The 20,867-nt window shown below is 38.8% G+C and carries 19 protein-coding genes; 15 read left to right on the plus strand and 4 right to left on the minus strand.

From position 1 onward, the window contains the following. Positions 1-13: 13 nt before the first annotated feature. Positions 14-3,205, minus strand: coding sequence for a cytochrome c biogenesis protein CcsA (locus tag RM549_RS12715; protein ID WP_311685415.1), 3,192 nt, complete (start codon positions 3,203-3,205; stop codon positions 14-16). Between the two features lie 126 nt (positions 3,206-3,331). On the opposite strand from RM549_RS12715, the gene RM549_RS12720 reads away from it, so the two are divergent. The 9 genes from RM549_RS12720 to RM549_RS12760 all read left to right on the plus strand — a co-directional run bounded on the left by RM549_RS12720 (position 3,332) and on the right by RM549_RS12760 (position 12,419). Beyond that, positions 3,332-4,090, plus strand: a complete 759-nt coding sequence (locus RM549_RS12720) for a Rossmann-like and DUF2520 domain-containing protein (RefSeq protein WP_311685417.1) — start codon at positions 3,332-3,334, stop codon at positions 4,088-4,090. Next, a complete protein-coding gene (locus RM549_RS12725) occupies positions 4,074-4,586 on the plus strand; it encodes a KdsC family phosphatase (protein WP_311685418.1) in 513 nt (170 codons plus the stop codon). Before RM549_RS12720 ends, RM549_RS12725 begins: the two co-directional genes overlap by 17 nt. After that, positions 4,583-4,909: a DMT family transporter gene (locus RM549_RS12730; protein WP_311685419.1), complete on the plus strand. Its 327-nt coding sequence runs from the start codon at positions 4,583-4,585 to the stop codon at positions 4,907-4,909. Before RM549_RS12725 ends, RM549_RS12730 begins: the two co-directional genes overlap by 4 nt. A gap of 8 nt (positions 4,910-4,917) precedes the next feature. Next, complete coding sequence (locus RM549_RS12735) at positions 4,918-5,829, plus strand: geranylgeranylglycerol-phosphate geranylgeranyltransferase (RefSeq protein ID WP_311685420.1); 912 nt, start codon at positions 4,918-4,920, stop codon at positions 5,827-5,829. Between the two features lie 3 nt (positions 5,830-5,832). After that, the gene (locus RM549_RS12740; protein WP_311685422.1) at positions 5,833-6,420 is read left to right on the plus strand and encodes a Maf-like protein; all 588 of its coding nucleotides are present in this window, start codon (positions 5,833-5,835) and stop codon (positions 6,418-6,420) included. A gap of 110 nt (positions 6,421-6,530) precedes the next feature. Then, positions 6,531-7,070 carry a mechanosensitive ion channel domain-containing protein gene (locus tag RM549_RS12745; RefSeq protein ID WP_311685424.1) on the plus strand — a complete coding sequence of 180 codons (540 nt, stop codon included), beginning with the start codon at positions 6,531-6,533 and terminating at the stop codon, positions 7,068-7,070. A gap of 82 nt (positions 7,071-7,152) precedes the next feature. Beyond that, positions 7,153-9,645 carry a PIG-L family deacetylase gene (locus RM549_RS12750; protein WP_311685426.1) on the plus strand — a complete coding sequence of 831 codons (2,493 nt, stop codon included), beginning with the start codon at positions 7,153-7,155 and terminating at the stop codon, positions 9,643-9,645. Between the two features lie 106 nt (positions 9,646-9,751). Next, positions 9,752-11,443: a sodium:solute symporter family protein gene (locus RM549_RS12755; RefSeq protein WP_311685428.1), complete on the plus strand. Its 1,692-nt coding sequence runs from the start codon at positions 9,752-9,754 to the stop codon at positions 11,441-11,443. 1 nt (position 11,444) lies between these two features. Next, positions 11,445-12,419 (plus strand): Gfo/Idh/MocA family protein, encoded by a 975-nt coding sequence (locus tag RM549_RS12760; RefSeq protein WP_311685430.1) that lies wholly within the window; start codon positions 11,445-11,447, stop codon positions 12,417-12,419. Between the two features lie 185 nt (positions 12,420-12,604). Here RM549_RS12760 and RM549_RS12765 read toward each other — a convergent pair whose 3' ends face one another. After that, a complete protein-coding gene (locus RM549_RS12765) occupies positions 12,605-13,453 on the minus strand; it encodes a DUF2911 domain-containing protein (RefSeq protein WP_311685432.1) in 849 nt (282 codons plus the stop codon). A 159-nt stretch (positions 13,454-13,612) separates the two neighbouring features. On the opposite strand from RM549_RS12765, the gene RM549_RS12770 reads away from it, so the two are divergent. The 3 genes from RM549_RS12770 to RM549_RS12780 are packed head-to-tail and all read left to right on the plus strand — an operon-like array spanning position 13,613 to position 16,153. After that, positions 13,613-14,131: an SRPBCC family protein gene (locus RM549_RS12770; protein WP_311685434.1), complete on the plus strand. Its 519-nt coding sequence runs from the start codon at positions 13,613-13,615 to the stop codon at positions 14,129-14,131. A gap of 15 nt (positions 14,132-14,146) precedes the next feature. After that, the gene (locus tag RM549_RS12775; RefSeq protein WP_311685436.1) at positions 14,147-14,845 is read left to right on the plus strand and encodes an SDR family NAD(P)-dependent oxidoreductase; all 699 of its coding nucleotides are present in this window, start codon (positions 14,147-14,149) and stop codon (positions 14,843-14,845) included. Then, a complete protein-coding gene (locus RM549_RS12780) occupies positions 14,846-16,153 on the plus strand; it encodes a cryptochrome/photolyase family protein (protein WP_311685437.1) in 1,308 nt (435 codons plus the stop codon). Here RM549_RS12780 and kdsB read toward each other — a convergent pair. Beyond that, a complete protein-coding gene (gene kdsB / locus RM549_RS12785; RefSeq protein ID WP_311685473.1) occupies positions 16,150-16,869 on the minus strand; it encodes a 3-deoxy-manno-octulosonate cytidylyltransferase in 720 nt (239 codons plus the stop codon). The genes RM549_RS12780 and kdsB overlap by 4 nt on opposite strands. Before the next feature lie 373 nt (positions 16,870-17,242). Then, a complete protein-coding gene (locus tag RM549_RS12790) occupies positions 17,243-18,688 on the minus strand; it encodes an ATP-dependent DNA helicase (RefSeq protein WP_311685438.1) in 1,446 nt (481 codons plus the stop codon). 121 nt (positions 18,689-18,809) lie between these two features. Here RM549_RS12790 and RM549_RS12795 point away from each other — a divergent pair, with 121 nt between their 5' ends. The 3 genes from RM549_RS12795 to RM549_RS12805 are packed head-to-tail and all read left to right on the plus strand — an operon-like array spanning position 18,810 to position 20,804. Beyond that, positions 18,810-19,460: a hypothetical protein gene (locus RM549_RS12795; protein WP_311685440.1), complete on the plus strand. Its 651-nt coding sequence runs from the start codon at positions 18,810-18,812 to the stop codon at positions 19,458-19,460. After that, a complete protein-coding gene (locus tag RM549_RS12800; RefSeq protein ID WP_311685442.1) occupies positions 19,447-20,268 on the plus strand; it encodes a DUF3822 family protein in 822 nt (273 codons plus the stop codon). Before RM549_RS12795 ends, RM549_RS12800 begins: the two co-directional genes overlap by 14 nt. After that, positions 20,265-20,804, plus strand: coding sequence for an RsmD family RNA methyltransferase (locus tag RM549_RS12805; RefSeq protein WP_311685444.1), 540 nt, complete (start codon positions 20,265-20,267; stop codon positions 20,802-20,804). The genes RM549_RS12800 and RM549_RS12805 overlap by 4 nt, the downstream gene beginning before the upstream one ends. Positions 20,805-20,867 lie beyond the last annotated feature (63 nt).

Here is a 20,867-nt window from a genome sequence, read left to right on the forward strand (position 1 = left end):
TAATCCCAAAAAATTACATACTATCCTCTTCCCTTGCTGCTGGCGATTTCTTCGCATAATGCTTCTGATATTTCCAATAAGAAACTGCTCCCAAAACTGCTACCGCAGCAATCGTATAATAGATAAAAGTCGGAGTAATTACTTTATCACCACTGGCATAAGAATGCAATCCACTTAGGTAGAAATTTACCCCAAAATAAGTCATCATAATACTTGAAAAAGCTACGATTGCCATTAAGTTGAAGAACCATCTGCTTCTTAAGCCTGGTACCATTCGCATGTGAATAACAAAAGCGTAAACCATAATACTAATCAGCGCCCAGGTTTCTTTTGGATCCCATCCCCAGTAACGTCCCCAACTTTCATTGGCCCATTGCCCACCCAAGAAGTTTCCGATGGTAAGCATTACCAGACCTACGGTTATGGCTAATTCAGTAATAATGGTAATTTCCATTATGTTAAGCTCCATCCTCTTTTTATTTTCAGAAGTGGTAAGGATCATTAAAAGTAACGAAACTACTCCCAGGATCATTCCTAATGTTAAAGGGCCGTAACTACCTACAATTACTGAAACGTGGATCATTAACCAGTAAGAATCCAACACGGGTTGCAGGTTTGCAATAGAAGGATCCATCCAATTCCAGTGCGCAATCATCAGGATCATAGAAGTTACAAACGCGGTAGACGCAATGGTAAGATTACTTTTTCTTCCGAAGGCAAGTCCAAAAAACATCGTGGCCCAGGCAACATAGATCATCGACTCGTAAGCATCACTCCAGGGTGCGTGGCCAGAAATATACCATCTCGCAGCCAATCCGAGGGTGTGAAGAACAAAAAGAATGATAATAATCACAACACTGCCTTTAATAAGGCCGCGCATAAATTTATTATCTTTAAAAATCTGTGCAATAACAAAAACGAGCATTGCTAAACCTGCAACCATATACATCCAGTATAGGTTCCGGAAAATGTCATATTTATTATAGGCAATTTCAGCTTCAATTTTATCCTCTGAAGGCATGACTTCAGAACCAAATTTCTTTTGAAAACTCTTTATACTGCCTAAAAATTCGTTTGCTCTTGCGTAGTCCCCGGTTTCCCTGGCATCCTGCAGTGCATTCATGTAAAGTGGTAATATCTGTTTAGCATAAACAGAATCCATTCCTTTAAAAGCTGCTTCTTCCACTTCGGGATAAGAAACCCACTTATTGTTTTCGTGGTTGGGAACAGGAAATATTTTAAGTACTTCCCCCTGCAAAGCCTGGTAAAGCAGATTGACTTTTTTATCGGTTTCGATGTAATCTTTCTGAAATTTATTTGGAACCGCGGCCTGATAGGCTCCTTCCAGGTATTGTGATAATTTATAGTTTCCGCTGCTGTCAAAGAAATCTGTAAGGGCTAGATATTTTTTTCCTTGTTCAACATTAAGAATTTTATGAAGACTGTCATTTTGCTTTTCTACAAAAATAAGCGGCACATTATACCAAACCATTGGGTTCTCTGTCATAGAAACAAGAACCTGATCTGAACTCAGCCCCTTATAGCTATCCTTCTTACTGAGCTTTCTAAGTAATTCTGAAGAATAGGTATTAGCCGGTTTCATACGTCCACCTGCATCCTGAATCACCAGTCGTCCAAATTCCGCAGCATGATCTTCTTTTACTGCATTTTTGACGATAAGAGAATCTATTTGCCTGCGAGTATTTTCAATGTGCTCATGATCTGTCTGCGCCTCCTGTGCAAATCCGCTAAAACTGGTTGCAAACAATAAAACTGCTATAGTAGCTAATTTCTTTTTCTTTTGTTTTATCTTATCGAGCCTTGCTTCCAGCTGTCCAAAACGGGAGCCTTTATCAAATAAGATCCACATTAAGCCGAGATAGAGAAGGAAATATCCAATGTAGGTTATCCAGGTTCCCCAGTAATCGTGATTTACAGAGAGTACTGTTCCTTTCTCATCGGGATCAAAACTGGACTGGAAAAAGCGATAACCTTCGTGGTCAAGGATATGATTCATATAAATTTCATATTCAAAATTTTCTTCACCTTCCTGGACTACTTCAACATTACTTTGAAAAGAAGAGTAACTTTTTTCTGTACCGGGATATTTTTCAGCAATAAAATCATTCAGTTTAAGTGCAAAAGGAAGTTCCTGTTCTATAGAACCATAGTTTAAGTAAATTTCCAATCCGGCCAGCTCAAGCTTTTCAGGTTCAGTTGGAATTCCTTTCCCACCAAGAAGCGTAACCGTCTCAGTCTTGCCCTGGGAACTTACTTTTAAAGTAACTCCGTCAGGATCACCCTGTATTTTCTCTTTTGTAGGCACTATATCATATTCTCCCCTTACCACAGGTTCTGGAACTACAAACTGCATTGTTCCTATGTTGTAAAGTGAACGAAGTACAAGGGTTTGTGTAGAGTCTGCTATTAACTCCCCTCTCGCCTGGTCTGCCATTCTCATGTAATCCCCTTCAAACGGAGAATCTATGGTGTATTCTCCATCTTCAGTTAGCTGAATATTTATAGCTCCTTCAGTAGGATTATTCAGAGTAAAGAGAGTGTTATGGATATTGCTAACCTGCCCTTCCTGAAGGTAATGATCGTGTCTTTGCCCACCTCCGGATTCTACTATTTTCAGGTATCTTTCTCCGTCTTCTGTTGGCACCAGTGTTTCTTCAGCACCATGAATAAAATTCGTGACTTCAAAAGTGACGGGCTGCCCGTTATAATCCGTATTCAGCTCATAATCATTTTCTGTCTCCGGGGCTAAGAGCACTTTTTCCTGAAGTATTCTTCTTCTTGGCTCTCCGTCTATTTCGCCGTCAAGAAAGAATGTAAAATAGGTTTCCTGAGTGAGATATTTATTGGTCGTCTCGCCTTCCCTTATTGGCATAATCCCCTCGTAACTAATATAACGGGTTACAAAAGCCCCTACGAGGATAAGAATAAAAGAAAGGTGCAAAACCAAGGTTGACCATTTCTCCTTTTTTAACAGCTGATAACGCTTAATATTCCCAAGGAAATTTATAACGAAAAAGACCATTATTCCTTCAAACCACCAGGTATTGTAGATAAGGACTCTAGCGGTCTCAATGGTATACCAGTTTTCAATAAAAGTTCCCAATGCCATGGCGATGGCAAAAACGATGAATAAAACTGCCATTATACGGGTAGAAAAAATGACAGAGGCTATCTTATTCTGCATGAATTGTTATCCTTTAAATCGGCTGCAAATTTAAGGAATTTTAACGGTTTTGTAAGACTTCCACCCTGCAATCTCCATACTTAAATGTTAATTTTACAGACGCATTTTTTTTGGTAATTTAGCCGAATGACTCAAGTGGTAATTTTAGGCGCCGGAAACGTCGCTATACATCTCTACAAGGCTTTTGAGAAAGCGGAAGATGTTGAAGTAATTCAGGTATACAATCACAGGCCAGAAAAACTGGTTAACTTCTCTGAAACCTCTACTACTACTGCTGTTTCTGAATTAAAAGAAGCCGATATTTATATTTTGGCCTTAAAAGATGATGCCATCCTTAAAATGGCAAATATCGTCCCTGACTTTGGTGCATTATACCTGCATACTTCAGGCGGAATAGGCATGGATGCGCTGTCAAAATTCAGGAATCACGGAGTTTTTTATCCGTTGCAGACATTTTCAGCGAAGAGAGCGGTAGATTTTAACCAAATACCTATGTGTTTGGAAGCAAATTCAGAAAAAAACCTTCAGAAGACAAAAAAACTGGCTGCAGGAATCTCAGAAAAGCTTTTGGATACCAATTCCACACAAAGAAAGGCGCTGCACGCTTCCGCAGTATTCGTTTGTAATTTCACGAACCACCTTTATACTATTGGAGCCGATATTTGTCAAAAAAACGACCTCTCCTTTGACATTTTAAAACCACTGATAAAAGAAACCGCTTCAAAAATTGAAGAATTATCTCCTGAAGAGGCTCAAACAGGACCGGCTATTCGCAATGATCGTGGCACTATCGAAGGACACCTTGAACTGCTAACTGAAAACCAGAAAAATATTTACGAACTGCTAACAGCATCGATTTACAAATTACATGGAAAAAAATTATAAAGAATACCTTAACCAGATTACCACTTTTGTTTTTGATGTGGACGGTGTCCTTACAGATGGCTCTGTACAGGTGAGCACTGCCGGGGAATTACTTCGCACAATGAATATTAAAGACGGTTATGCCCTGAAACTGGCAAAAAATGCCGGTTATACAGTTTGTATTATTTCCGGCGGAAAAAATGAAGGCGTCAGAATGCGGCTCAGGGATCTTGGGATAAACGATATTTACCTGGGGATTTCTGACAAAGTGGAGCAAATGGACGAATTTTTCGACATTTATGATATTAATCCCGATGAAGTTCTTTATATGGGAGACGATATCCCCGATTATTACCCTATGAAGCTAGTTGGGTTGCCTTGTTGCCCGCAGGATGCCGTAGCGGAAGTAAAAGAAATATCCAAGTACGTTTCGCATAGAAAAGGCGGAAAAGGATGCGTGCGGGATGTTATTGAACAGGTCCTGAAGGTACAGGGCAAATGGATGGAAAGGGAATGAACTGGCTTTTATTGATCTTCGCCGGACTCTTTGAAGTCGGATTTGCTTTTTGCTTGGGAAAGGCCAAATTCAGCACCGGCAATACCAGTACTTTTTGGTTAGCAGGATTTCTGTTTTGCCTCACTGCAAGTATGCTTTTGCTTTACAAAGCCACCCAGACCTTGCCAATCGGGACTGCTTATGCCGTCTGGACCGGAATTGGAGCCGCAGGTACAGCCTTACTCGGAATCCTTATTTTTAAAGAACCGGCGCATTTCTGGAGAATATTTTTCCTTAGCACGTTAATTATGTCTATAATCGGACTAAAATTTGTTTCCAATTAGGCTCATTTATGTACAAGTACTTAAAGCTCATCCGCTATAAAAATCTTCTTTTTATAGCTTTCACACAATTTCTAATAAAATACGGCCTGTTTGAAGCTTTAGGCGCCGATATTACTCTTAGTCTCTTTGGCTGTTCACTTCTTGCCCTGGCCACGGTTTCGCTTGCTGCCGGAGGTTATATAATCAACGATGTTTACGATGTAGAGACCGACAGGATAAACAGAGGGAAAAATACAATAATCGGCACTTATGTTTCAGAAAAAACAGGAACTACATTATTTATTATTCTTAATATAATTGGTGTGGCTATTGGCTTCTATTTGTCAAATATCACAGGTTGGCCGGCCTTTGCAGCTTTGTGGATCTTCGCCTCTGCTATTTTGTATTTTTATGCTACTTACCTAAAGCAACTGGCCTTAATTGGTAACATTATCGTGAGCTGTACCATTGCAGGAGTTGTGGTTATAGTGGGATTATACGACCTTTTACCTGCCATAAATGATCAAAATCAACCTACACAGGCGCTGCTATTTTCAATCCTGCTGGATTATGCTCTTTTTGCTTTTTTAATAAACCTTTTAAGGGAAATGGTAAAAGATCAGGAAGATATCAAAGGTGATTATAATGCCGGGATGAAGACCCTGCCTGTACAATTGGGAACTTCCCGCACCAACAAAGTAATTTTAGCGGTAGCACTGATTCCTGTAATTGCAATAGTTTATTACATTTACAACTACCTTTATGAAAATACTTATGCTACACTTTATGTATTGCTGCTAATCCTCGCTCCGCTTCTTTACGTGATGGTAAAACTACCTGAAGCTAAAAAAAAGAAGCAGTTCACGCATTTAAGTCTTATTCTGAAATTGATTCTTTTCTTAGGATTAATTTCCATTGGATTGCACAAATTTATACTTTAGATTATGCTGAAAAATTACCTTAAAAACAAAGAAATTATCCTTGCTTCAGGCTCTCCAAGAAGACAAAAATTCTTTAAGGAAATGGAAATTCCCTTTACTGCGGATGTACGCCCGGTGAAGGAGGTTTTCCCTGATCACTTAAAGAATGAAGAGATAACAGATTTCCTTGCAGAACTTAAAGCAGAGGCTTTTAATGATCTAGAACCAAAACAAATCCTTATCACCAGCGATACCATTGTTTACAACGAAGGTGTGGCAATGGGGAAACCTGCAGATGCCGAAGAAGCGGTTGCAATGATAACCTCCCTTTCAGGAAAAGAGCATCAGGTAATTACATCAGTATGTTTCACAACGGCAGAGAAACAGGAAACACTAAACTGTGTTACTAAGGTTAAATTTAAATCTTTAACTTCCGAAGAAATAGAGTATTATGTGCGGCAATATAAACCTTTTGATAAAGCAGGTGGTTATGCTATTCAGGAGTGGATTGGCTTAATTGGGATTACCAATATTGAGGGGAGTTATGTAAATGTAGTGGGTTTACCAACGCACCTTGTTTATAAAAAGTTGATGGAATTCGTTAAACCATAGTACCCTTCAATGTCTATCAAATTTTTATTAATTTAAGTTGATAAAGCTTTATCAAAGACGAATACAAGCATTCAAAAACAATTATATTTGCTAAAATCTAGAGTTTATTAATGAATAGAATAATCAGCGTAATTCCGGTAGAAGTAATTTACAGCATAGCCATTTTCCTATTGCTGCTGATTCTGCAATTTTTCCTGAAGCAAGCTGCAAAAAGGGTTGGCGAACGTGCCGAAATTAATATCACCAGAACAAGGTTGATGTTTAAATACATCAACATTCTAATCTTTATTCTCGCTGTTTTCCTTTTATCCATTGCCTGGGGGGTTGGCTGGGCAGAATTTTCCCTTATATTTTCTTCTGTTTTCGCAATTTTGGGAGTAGCACTTTTTGCTATTTGGTCTATCCTCAGTAATATCACTTGCGGAGTGATCATGTTTTTTTCATTCCCCTACAAAATCGGGGACAAAATAAGGATCCATGACAAAGACATTCCTATTGAAGCTATTATTGAAGATATAAAAGCTTTTCACCTGCACCTCAGAACTTTAGATGGGGAGTTAATAACCTACCCAAATAACCTGATCCTACAGAAGGCGGTATCGCTGGTAGAGAAGAACGCCCGGCTGGATGAAGGCAAGGATGCACTTTAAAAGTTAAACATGCTGAAACGCGGTAGAAGAGCCTGCAAAGTTTCTATATTTGATATTACTACCTCTAAAAATACTTGTGGGAATGCGGAAATTTCTATTTGCCTTTATATTCTTATCCTTATTTTCGGACATCCAGGCTCAGGCACCAGAAAAATTAAGTGCTTCGGAAATTTTTCACGAAATTGAAAAATTAAATTTTTTAGGATCAGTATTATATCTGGCTGCTCATCCCGATGATGAAAATACCAGGCTGATTTCTTATTTCTCGAACGAACAAAATGCAAGAACAGCATATCTTTCCCTAACAAGGGGCGATGGTGGTCAAAATTTAATTGGTCCTCAAATCCGCGAAGAACTGGGAGTAATCAGAACCCAGGAATTATTGGCTGCCAGGAGGATTGATGGCGGCCAACAATTTTTTACCCGTGCAAACGACTTTGGTTATTCCAAAACCGCTGATGAAACTTTGGAAATCTGGAACAAGAAGGAAGTACTCAGCGATGTAGTTTGGGTAATCAGAAAATTTAAACCAGATGTAATCATCAACCGTTTTGATCACCGCACCCGCGGCACCACTCACGGCCATCACACCTCTTCAGCAATTCTGAGTGTGGAAGCTTTTGAACTGGCAAATAATAAAGACGCTTTTCAAAATCAGTTGCAATATACGGAAACCCATCAATCAGAAAGACTGTTTTTCAATACCTCTCCCTGGTTCTACGACAACGAGGAAGCTTTTGAAGAAGCCAGCAAAATCAATTTTTTGAAGTTTGACACGGGAGTTTATTTTCCACTGAAGGGACTTTCCAATCCCGAAATTGCTGCTTTAAGCCGGAGTCAACATCGTTCTCAAGGTTTTGGAAGTACAGGTAGCCGGGGCACTCAGGAGGAATACCTGGAGTTGATTAAAGGTGAAATACCTGAAGGAAAAGAAGATATTTTTGAAGGTATTAATACATCCTGGAGCCGACTTGAAGGTGGTGCCGAAATTGGTCAAATTTTGAATAAGGTTCAGGAAGATTTCGATTTTACCAATCCCGCAGCCAGCCTTCCCCAATTAATTGCAGCCTATCAGCTTATTAATGAACTGAAAAACGAACACTGGAAAGAAATTAAGTCAGAACAGATAAAGAATATTATTGCTGCATCTGGAGGGCTTTACCTGGAAGCTGTTGCCGGAAGTTCCGCTGCAACACCATCACAAGAGGTGCCTGTAAAACTTGAAGCAATAAACCGAAGCGATTTTGCCATCACCCTGCAAAAAGTAGAATTATCACCCAACAATTCGTCCATCGAACCCGCTGTAACTTTAAAAAATAATAATGGCTGGAGCGAAGAACTGGCACTAAAAATTCCAGAGAGTACTAAAGCCACTTCCCCCTACTGGCTTAATGAAGAAGGAACTACGGGCATGTATAATGTGGAAAACAGGGAATTAATTGGTTTGCCGGAAACTCCCAACAGTACAAAAGCTGTCTTTTACCTGGATTTTAACGGAGTGCAGATTCCCTTTAGCAAAGAAGTGGTCTACAAGTACAACGATAATGTTTTTGGGGAAACTTATCGCTCTTTTGAAATCATCCAGCCTGTTTCTGTTGAGTTTGAGGAAAGTGTGATAATTTTTGACAATGCCCAAAAAAGGCAAATATCGGCAAAGATAGTTTCGGGTAAAGAAAACCTTCAGGGTACGCTTACTCTTGATTCCGGAGAAAACTGGAAAATCGAACCCAAATCCAGAAACTTCAATATTGCTCAAAAAGGTGGTTCTGTCACTTTAAACTTCAGCATTACTCCGCCCGCAAATGAGAGTGAAACTTATATTATTCCGAAGGCCAAAGTTGAAGATAAAATCTATTCAGAAAAGACCGTTCATATAGATTATGAGCATATCCCCTATCAAACATTGGTTTTACCTTCAAAATTAAAGGTTGCCAAACTTAATATTGAGAAAAAAGGGGAACAAATAGCTTATATTGAAGGAGCCGGGGATGTGGTTCCTGAAAGCCTGGAACAAATTGGCTATAAAGTTACCCGAATCTCCCCTGCCGGCATTTCGGAAGCTTCTTTAAAGAGGTTTGATGCCGTGGTTCTTGGAATAAGGGCTTATAATATTGTTGAAGAGCTAAAATACAAACAAAATGTGCTGTTGAATTACGTGAAAAACGGCGGAAATTTAATCGTACAATACAATACAAACCGTGGTTTGAAAACCGACAATATCGCCCCTTATCATCTCGAACTTTCCAGGGACCGGGTGACCGATGAAAATGCCGAAGTGCGTTTTCTTGCTGAAGATCACCCCCTGCTGAATTACCCCAATAAAATTAATAAAGAGGACTTTGAAAACTGGGTACAGGAACGCGGACTCTATTTCCCCAGTGCCTGGGCACCGGAATTTACTCCTGTACTTTCGATGAACGACCAGGGGGAAACACCCAAAGATGGGAGTTTACTCGTAGCAAAATATGGTGAAGGCTATTATATTTACACTGGAATTAGTTTCTTTAGGGAATTTCCTGCCGGGGTTCCCGGTGCGTATAAGCTTTTTGCAAACATGATCTCAATTGGTAAATAATGGAAAAACCTGAAAAATATATCTGGAAGAAAAGTTACACGGTGGTATTAGTGGCGAACCTGATATATATTCTTCTTTTTTACTTTATCATGAACTACTTCGGGTAATGGAATTAATTGACTGGTTTGTTCTTATAGTTACTATTACGTTTATTGTCTGGTACGGCGTCCATAAATCCCGTGGAAGCAAAAACGTTCAGGATTATATAAGAGGTGGTAACGATGCACAATGGTGGACGATTGGCTTATCTGTTATGGCCACACAGGCAAGCGCCATCACCTTCCTTTCTACTCCAGGCCAGGCTTATCACGACGGGATGGGGTTTGTTCAATTTTATTTTGGACTGCCCATTGCAATGGTTATTATTTGCATGGTTTTTATTCCCATTTACCACAGGCTAAAAGTTTATACTGCCTACGAATACCTGGAGACGCGTTTCGACAGGAAAACCAGGACCCTTACTGCCATTCTTTTTCTTATTCAACGAGGCCTGGCAGCCGGACTCACAATTTTTGCACCGGCTATTATTCTATCTGCAGTTCTGGGCTGGAACCTTAACGGGCTCATTGTGCTGATTGGTGCGCTCGTCATCATCTATACCGTTTCCGGGGGAACCAAAGCTGTGAATGTGACCCATAAGCAGCAAATGGCGGTGATCCTCACCGGGATGATTTCTACCTTTTTCATCATTTTGGCATACCTGCCCGAAAATATTGATTTTAGCTCTGCCATGGAAATTGCAGGGTCTAGCGGAAAAATGGAAATTCTCGATTTTTCTTTCGATTTCGAAAACCGCTATACAGTCTGGAGCGGACTAATTGGCGGGACCTTTCTTGCCCTCTCCTATTTTGGTACAGACCAAAGCCAGGTACAGCGCTATTTAACAGGAAGATCTGTAAGGGAGAGTCAGATGGGTATGATTTTTAACGGACTACTGAAAGTGCCGCTACAATTTTTTATTTTACTGGTAGGCGTGATGGTTTTTGTGTTTTATCAGTTCAATGAAACCCCGCTTAATTTTAATCCGGCAGCGACTAAAACTGTGCTGGAATCAGATTATTCAGAACAATATGAGGATCTTATGATGGAACATCAAGAGCTTCAGCAGCAAAAACACGAATTAACCCATAATTACGCAGTGGGCAGGCTGCAAAATTCGGAAGTTGAAAAACAGGAGTTTCACAATAAATTAAACAACCTGAATACCCGGGAACAGGAAGTAAGGGAGCAGGGAAAAGTCCTTATAGACGCTTCAGATAAAGATGCCGAAAGCAACGATAAAGATTACGTCTTTATTCATTTTATTCTGAATAATTTACCACGGGGAATTGTAGGGCTGCTGCTGGCGGTGATTTTGAGTGCAGCAATGTCTTCTACCGCTTCAGAACTTAATGCCCTCGCCTCTACTACCGCCATAGATATTTATAAAAGGGCCGTTAAAACCGATAGAAAAGAAGAGCATTTTGTAAAAGCATCCAAATGGTTTACCTTATTGTGGGGTTTAATCGCCATAAGCTTCGCGTTTGTGGCAGATCTTTTTGATAACCTTATTCAGCTGGTAAATATCATAGGATCTATTTTCTACGGAAATATTCTGGGAATTTTTTTGCTGGCATTTTTTGTAAAACAGGTAAAAAGCAACGCTACATTTATAGCTGCCATTATCACCCAAATTATTGTAATTGGTGTTTTTAGAATGGACATTATTCCTTATCTCTGGTTAAATATCCTGGGCTGCGGCCTTGTTATGCTTCTGGCTTTTATAATTGAAGCTTTTGTTAAAACTGAAGAAAAATAAAATGAACGAAAGAACCACGAAATGGGCAATTTTGGGCCCCGGAAAAATAGCTAAAAAATTTGCTACAGGTTTAAAATATGTTGAAGGAGCAGAACTTTATGCCGTTGCAAGTCGCTCCAAAGAAAGAGCAGATGCTTTTGCTGAAGAATTTAATGCTACAAATGCTTACTACAGCTACACAGATATGCTAAAGGACGAAAAGGTGGATGTGGTTTATATCGCCACACCACATGTATTCCATTTTGACAATACCATCCTGTGCCTGGAACATGGCAAAGCTGTGCTATGTGAAAAACCTTTTGCCATGGATACAGCGCAGGTAAAGGAAATGATTGGTCTGGCCAGAGAAAAAAAGATCTTTTTAATGGAAGCACTTTGGACGCAGTTTTTACCTCATTTTCAATTTGTGATGGATTTACTGAAAACTGAAAAATATGGCAAACTGAAGAAAATTAAAGCCGATTTTGGGTTTCATTCTCCTTTTAATGAAGACCACAGGCTGTACAACAAAGCCCTTGGCGGTGGAAGCCTGCTTGATATTGGAATTTATCCGGTTTTTACTGCTTTAAATGCTATTGGTATACCTGATGAAATCTCAGCGAAGGCAAAACTTACCACTACTGAAGTTGATGAGGAATGCGAGATCTTCTTTACTTTTAAAAATGGAGTTGAAGCTGAATTACACAGCACTGTGGGAAGAGAAACTCCAACTACCGCCACTTTTTTTTGCGAAAATGCAGAAATCACAATGAATTCAAGGTTTCACGAGCCTACGAGCGTGAGCATTTCTACAAAAGATGGAATCGAAACTAAAGATTTTAATGTCACCTCCAACGGTTACAACTTTGAAGCAGCGCACGTTCAGGAAATGCTAAAGCAGGGAAGAACAGAAAGCGATCAAATGACTTTTGAGAAAAGTCTGCAGCTTATAGGTCTTCTGGATGAAGTGAGGAAGAAAATTAACCTGGTGTACTAAATGGCAATTTTCGTCCTGTAACTTGACCAATAACACAAAAAAAGTCCATTTCTTCCGCGGAAGAAATGGACTTTTTACTTCAGAACCTAATTTGTATAGTTTTAAAAGTTTTGTCTTGGTTCCTGATTCTTGCAGCGAAGCGATCTATAGTCTTTACCCAAAAGAAGATTGTAAACCAGCATCTTCTACATCGCTCCCCATTCTTCTAAGGAGTCCTTATTCATTTTTGCATAATCTGCATTTCCGGCTTTTTCAGCCGCGGCCAGAGATTTCTGTGCTGATTCTACAGCAGCTTCTTTTTTGCCCATATCGGCTTCAATTAAGGATTTTCTTCTCCATACCCAAAATGCCACCTCTTCTCCTTCTGTAGCCTTCTGAATCCATTCGTAAGCTTGTTCAAGATCTTTTCCGGCATCATGATAATAGCTCGCAGCAGCAAAATAATCATTTGGTCCGGGTTCACCACTCATTACTTGTTCTATACTTGTAGTTGCTTTTTTATCTGTAGGAACTTCAAATTTAAGTATAGCAACAGTATCATCCCAGATAAAATTAAGTGCTGCAGAGTCATTCTGAAGCTCATCAATCATAATGGTAAAAGTTTCCATATTTATAGGCATTGTCTGAGCTTCAACAGTAGTTTTAAGTGCTACCTCGTTCTCATCCCATTCCTGAGGAAGCCCCCAGTTGTCGGTTTTATTGTAAAACATAACTTCCCACTCGTTCTGTTTTGGAATTGTATAAATTGCATAAGTGCCGGCAGGAAGATCTTTACCGTCGATAACGATATCATCACTAAAAGTGATTTTAGTATTCTCATTTGCACCGGTACGCCATACTTTGCCATAAGGTACAAGATCACCAAAAACCTCGCGACCGCGCACTCCGGGACGGGAATATTCCAGGGTCACATCGGTAAGACCAACCTTTTGCTCAATTTTAGCCGAAGGGCTTGGTTGCGGAGTCTGGATTTGTGCTTTACCATTAAAGCTGATTGCTGAAACGGCTAAAAATAATAGAACTTTTTTCATCATTATCTGGTTTAGAAAGTAGTACTCCAAATATAAGCAGAAGAAGTTCTGAAACTTCAAATTATTCTACAGAAAATTGAAAATTTAAATTTTCATATTTGTTTAACTTATATTACTAAATAATAAACAAAATAAACTTTATTTTTGTTGAAAACCCCCGTAATGAAGATCTACACCTTAAAGAGCAAGCAGTTATTACCAATTTCACTTGACGAAGCATGGAAATTCTTATCAGATCCTGCCAATTTAAAAGTAATTACTCCAGATTATATGAGTTTTGACATCTTATCTGGTGCAGACAGGCCAATGTTTGAAGGGCAGATCATTCAATATATCGTTACACCAATTGCCGGAATTAAAACCAAATGGGTAACAGAAATCACTCATGTTAAGGACAAAGAGTTTTTTGTAGACGAACAGCGTTTTGGTCCCTATTCACTGTGGCATCACAAGCATTTCCTGAAAGAAGTTAAAGGCGGTGTGGAAATGGAAGATATTGTGGATTACAAGCTACCCATGGGTTTCCTTGGAATCATGGTACATCCCTTCCTGGTAAAACCAAAACTAAAGGAGATTTTTGATTACCGGCAAAAAATGCTAATTGAACTTTTTGGAGAATTCAGCACTTCGGCAGAAGCAAAAACAAGCATCAGCGAGAAAGAAGAACAGGCATCAAATTAAGAAATAATAAAAGCTATGAAAAAAGAAATTTTACTTATTGGAGGTTCTACAGGAATCGGTTTTAAAATTGCAGAAAAACTCAGCCAGAAACATGCTGTAACCGTGGCCTCGAGGAATATTGGAAAACTTGAGGAATTAGACGTTACCCATTTAGAATTTGATGTTACTAAAGATAATATTGAGGATCTGGAATTACCCGAAAAGCTCGACGGATTTGTATATTGTCCCGGGAGTATTAACCTGAAACCTTTTAAAATGCTAAGGTTAGAAGATTATAAAGCAGAAATGGATCTAAACTTCTTCGGATTAGTGAAAACCGTAAACGGCATTATGCCGAAGCTGAAAAATGCTGAAAATGCCAGTCTCGTCTTCTTTAGCACTGTTGCGGTAAAAGTGGGGATGCCCTTCCATACCAGCGTAGCCGCAGCCAAAGGTGCAATTGAAGGCTTTGCGCGATCATTAGCGGCAGAATATGCACCAGGGATGCGCATAAACGTAATCGCTCCTTCATTGACAGACACAGAACTTTCAGAAAAACTACTGAATAACGATAAGAAGAAGGAAAAAATGAATGATCGTCATCCATTAAAACGTGTTGGGGCACCTTCAGATATTGCAAATCTTGCCACCTTTCTCCTTAGCGAAGAAAGCAGCTGGATTACCGGGCAGGTGATGGGTGTAGACGGCGGACTTTCAACTTTAAACCTTTCCTGAATGCGTAAAAAAGTAAATATTTTCTGGTTCCGAAGAGATTTGCGTCTGGACGATAATGTAGGTTTTCTTGAAGCTCTTAAAGGAGAATATCCGGTTCTTCCAATTTTTATCTTCGATTCAGAAATTTTAGGCAGTCTTCCTGAAGATGATGCCCGCGTTACTTTTATCTACGAAACGCTTCAGGAGCTAAGAGATCAATTGCAGAAAGATCACAATAGCTCCCTCGCCATGTACCACGGGAAACCTTCAGCTATTTTCAAAAAATTAATTAAAGATTTTGAGGTTTTAAAGGTGTTTACCAATCATGATTATGAGCCTTATGCTAAGGACCGGGATAAAGAAATTGGTGCAATTCTTTCAGAAAATGATATTGATTTTCAGACCTATAAAGACCAGGTAATTTTTGAAAGAGATGAAATTACCAAACAGGATGGCGGGCCGTATGTGGTTTATACTCCATATATGAAAAGATGGAAAGAAAAATTTAAGGATCTGGATTTTGAAATCCATTATACCAGTCAGCATCTGGATAACCTTATTCAGGATCGAAATTTGCCAAATCTCAGCCTTAGCGATATTGGTTTTTCATATTCTGGTTTAAAAGCGCCGGATTATGATGTTACTCCAACGCTTATCCAAAAGTATGAATCCACCCGCAATATTCCAGGCAAGGACGGCACTTCCCGCCTTGGCCCTCACCTGAGGTTTGGTACGGTAAGCGTTAGAAAAATGGTGAAAAAAGCCAATGGTGAAAACAATAAAGTTTTTCTGAATGAATTGATTTGGAGGGAATTTTTTATGCAGGTTCTGGATCATAATCCACAAACGCTAACAGATTCTTTTAAACCGAAGTATGACCGCATTAACTGGCGAAATAATAAAGAGGAATTTCAGCTTTGGAAAGAAGGAAAAACAGGTTATCCTCTTGTAGACGCGGGTATGCGGCAATTAAATGAAATTGGGTTTATGCATAACCGCGTGAGGATGTTGGTAGGTAGTTTTTTGTGCAAGCATTTACTTATTGACTGGCGCTGGGGCGAAGCCTACTTTGCTGAAAAATTGCTGGACTACGAAATGTCGTCCAACGTGGGAAACTGGCAATGGGTGGCCGGCAGCGGAGTGGATGCCGCACCATACTTCCGGATTTTTAATCCGACTACCCAGATTGAGAAATTCGATAAAGAACGGGAATATATCAAAAAATGGATTCCGGAATTTGGCACAGATAAATATCCTGAAAAAATGGTAGACCATAAAGAAGCGCGGGAAAGGGCGCTTAAAACTTACAAAGAGGCCGTAAGTAATTAGTCTTCTTGCATTAATTTTCTTGCCCGCTCAAGATCTTCCGGCGTATCAATACCAATAGTATTCATATTGGTATCTACCATCTTGATCTTTTTTCCGTATTCCAGAAACCGGATTGCTTCAATTTTCTCTGTAGCTTCCAATGGCAACATTGGCAGATTGTGAAAATCGATTAGAGCCTGCTTCCTGAAAGCATAAATACCAATATGCCTGAAGTAGGTCATTGGTGCATCCCTGTCGCGGGGGTAAGGAATGGGAAACCTGGAAAAATAAAGTGCCAGGTTATTTTTATCTGTAATTACTTTTACATTATTGGAATTTGTGATCTCATCACTAACACTCATTGCCGTTTTTAAGGAAGCCAGATCAATTTCTTCTTCGTGATCTTCCCGAAACACCACCAAAAGCTTTGCAAGGCTTTCCCTGTCTATAAAAGGCTCGTCCCCCTGGACGTTTACCACGATGTCCACATCCATATCTTCAACAGCTTCAGCAAGGCGGTCGCTTCCACACTCATGCTCTTTTTTGCTCATTATCACCTTTCCGCCAAAACCGGAAATCTCAGAAGCAATTTTCTCACTGTCTGTAACTACATAAACTTCCTCAAACAGATCTGTGTTCTTCGCTGCCTCGTAAGTTCTTCTAATAACTGTTTTTCCGTTAAGATCCTCAAGTAATTTCCCCGGAAATCGGGCTGCATCAAACCTTGCGGGGATCATTGCTATTATTCTAAGTTGTTTATCCAATGTAGTTGTAATTTAGTTGCTCAAAAATAGCGATTTTACGCAGGTGACCTTGTTTAGGTTAAGTTAATTTGTTGTCTGTTGTCTGTTGAACTAAAATAGTGGCTATAGAATGGCAAATTTCTCACAAAACCTTTGCGTAACCTTCTAATACTTTCTTCTCGCAGCGAAGCGATCCTTTTTCTCTTTTCCAGAACAAGATTATTAGTTTTTGAACTTTCACTGCTTTTAAATGATGCTCTCAAAATGGCAATTATCGATCCTTAGCTTCAGAAATTCTTTTCTCTTGCAGCGAAGCGGTCTTTTTTCCTGATTCTTTTTCTCTTTAACTATTTCCCTTATTTCCTCTTTAACTTATATCGTTTTCAACAAAAAAGTCATCCTTAAAACCAATCAGGTACAGTTTATCTGTCGCTCTTGTAACTGCGGTATAAAGCCATCTCAGATACTCCTTACCTACTCCATCTGGTAAATACGGCTGCTCAATAAAAATGGTATTCCATTGCCCCCCCTGGGATTTGTGGCAGGTCATCGCATAGGAAAACTTTATCTGGAGCGCATTAAAAAACTTATTGTTCTTTACCTTCAGGAACTTTTTATATTTTGAAGTTTCTTCAGCATAATCCTTCATCACTTCCTGGTAAAGATTATTAGATTCATCATACGAAAGGGAAGGTGTATTGCTGGTGAGGGTGTCGAGTAAAACTACGGTTTCAAAAGGTTGCATTTTTGGATAATCCACCATTTGTACCTGTACTTCAGCAAAACGGAAACCGTACAATTCTTTAATTCCGAAGATTTCCAGCACCTTTACAATATCCCCGTTAGCGATAAAACCCGCTTCAGAAGTTGGCTTGATCCAAAAGTAATTGTTCTTTACCACCATTAAATAATCCCCCGCAGAAATTTCTTCCTCCTGAAAAAGAATTCTATTCCTAATCTGCTGATTGTATTGATTTGCCCGTTTATTGGAACGCACAATTATACTCGTCTCTTCGTTGCCCAAATTATCGTAAGAATCCTGGATAGCTTCCATGATATCATAACCATCAGTTAAACGAATAACATCCTTTTTGGAAGTGAGTTCAAATTTGAAACTCTCATAAAATTCTTCCTGAAGGCATTGCCTAATCCTTGTGGCATTCAGCAAAATATCACTTTCTTCGCTTTGCCGCACAACTTCGTCCAGTTCTATATGCTTCACCTGTTTGTTATAGCTAAACTGAAGCTTTTCCTCTTGCAAGGCGGGGCTCATATCCATCTTAACCGGCGGGAGCTGGGCAGTATCGCCTATAAGAATAAGCTGACAGTTTTTCCCCGAATACACAAACTGCATAAGATCATCCAGCAGCGATCCATTTTCAAACAACTTTGAGTCAGAATTTTCATCTGAAATCATTGAAGCTTCATCCACAATAAACAGGCTGTTTTTGTGCTTATTGGGCTGAAGTACAAAACTGACTCCTCCCCCGCCCGATTTCTTGGGAAAGTAAATTTTCTTGTGGATTGTAAAAGCTTCCTGTTTGGAATAATTCGAAATTACCTTTGCAGCCCGACCTGTGGGAGCGAGCAAAACTCCGGATTTTTTAATCTTCCACAGGTTTTTAACAAGGGCGCTAATAATGGTTGTTTTTCCCGTTCCTGCAAAACCTTTTAGGACAAAAAGTGAATCTTTTCCCCCTTCTGTTGCAAATGCTGATAGTTGCTGCAAAGCAATATCCTGTTTGGCCTTTGCAGGAAATCCAAGATCGTCTAAAAGTAATTTATAAAATGAGGCGCCAGAAGGTACTTCCATAGAGGTTAAGTAAATTATCAAATATAGTAATGGATTTTTAGGGAAGAAACTTTTACGAATAAAAAAAAATTGTAGATTTGTCGTATACACTATAAATTTTACTTAAATAAATTATTAAAGCATGAGACTTGTAATTCAGTTACTCCTTTGGTTGGTGATAATTTTCCTGGCCTATCTTACATTTGATGCCGTTTACCGACCTATCCAGTTTAACAAAGTTAAAGAGAAGCGTTACGCGAAAGTAATTGAAAACCTAAAAGATATAAGGGCTGCTGAACTTGCTCATAGAGAAGTTACAGGATCTTTTGAAGATGATTTCGACAAACTGGTTCGTTTTATTGATACTGCTGAATTTGCTATTACTCAACGTCGTGATACGACTTATCTTGATGAGGAATATAGAGCAACTTATGGAGTAGATCAATATATTGAGGATATTGTAATAGATACTTTATCTTTCGTTTCTGTCAAAGATTCCTTATTTAATGGTAATGAGGAACGCTACAGAACAATGATTAATGTACCAATAGAAGGTGCAGATGCAAAATTTGATCTAGATGCAGGCACCATTAGTAAAGGTGATAACAAAATACCTGTATTTGAAGCCAAGATTGCAAAAAGTAAAATTTTATATGATCAGGACAGAACTCTTGTGCTACAGGAAAATGAAATCCAGTCCGTAGATGACGTAAATGGTCGTTTTATAAGTGTAGGATCTATGCAAGAGGTCAACACCAACGGGAACTGGCCACAGTCGTATGGTGACGAATAAACAAGAACAAAATTTTTTAAAACTGTCCATTCAGGTTAGCCTGAATGGACTTTCTTTTTGTATTCTAAATACAAAAAGCAAAGCTGTAGTGTTCTATAAGAAACAAATTTTTACGGCTCAACTAAATCCTGCAAAAGTCCTGGCAGAAATAGAGCTTATTTATCAGAAGGAATCTGTTTTAGAACAAGAAGTGGATGAAGTTATTGTTATATTTAGTAACAGCTTTTATTCCCTCGTTCCCTCCCCTCTTTTTAGTGAAGAAAATGTATCAAACTACCTGAAGTTTAACACCAAAATCCTTAAGACAGATTTTATAGCTTATGATGAACTCGAGAAGGAAAAAATCATAAATGTTTATATTCCGTATACCAATATTATTAATTACTTTTTTGATAAGTACGGTGAGTTTGAATACCGTCATTCCATATCTGTTCTAATTGAGGAGCTTTTAAAATTACCGGGGAATGCTGAGCCAAAAGTTTACCTTTACAACAGGAATAAAGAATATGACCTTGTAATCGTAGATAATGGAAAGCTTTTGCTTTGCAATACTTTTTCCTACGAAACACGAGAAGATTTTCTATATTATATACTGTTTACTGCAGAACAGTTAAATCTTGATCCTCTGAAACTGGATCTGCTCTTGTTAGGAAATATAGACCGGGATTCGGCGTTATATAAAATGGCTTACCATTACATCAGGAATATAAATTTTCTTGATATATTCTATTCTTATGATTTAAATGAGAACTTGGGAGAAACAAAAGAGCAATCTGAGGCGTATATACTTTTAAAATCTTTATCATGAGAATAATTTCAGGTACAAATAAAGGCAGAAGAATTACCGCTCCAAAAAAGCTTCCGGTTAGACCAACACAGGATATGTCCAAAGAAGCCCTCTTTAATATCCTGAATAATCATTTTAATATTAATAAATTAATAGTTCTTGACCTCTTTTCCGGCACTGGAAATATTTCTTACGAATTTGCTTCCCGTGGTGCAGAAAATATAACTGCAGTGGACAGCAATTTTGAGTGTGTGAAGTTTATCAAGAAAACAGCTTTAGAACTTGATTTTGATATCACCGTTATCAAAAGTGATGTTTTTAAATACCTTGAAAAAGCTTCTGTAAAAGCAGACCTTATTTTTGCTGATCCACCATACGATTTTGAAGAAAGCACTTTTGCCAGAATTGCTGAGATAATTTTTGAAAATGATCTTTTAAATACGGGAGGGCAACTTATTATTGAACATTCCAAACACACCAATCTTTCTTCAGCTATAAACTTCCAGGAGGCCAGAAAATACGGAAATTCTGTTTTCAGCTTTTTTTACGTAGATTAGGGTATATTAAAAGGAATAAAGTTAATTTCTCCTTTTGTTGGGGAATTTTTCCAGGAATAACCT

This window comes from Autumnicola patrickiae (assembly GCF_031846525.1).
In the GTDB taxonomy this organism is placed as follows: domain Bacteria; phylum Bacteroidota; class Bacteroidia; order Flavobacteriales; family Flavobacteriaceae; genus Autumnicola; species Autumnicola patrickiae.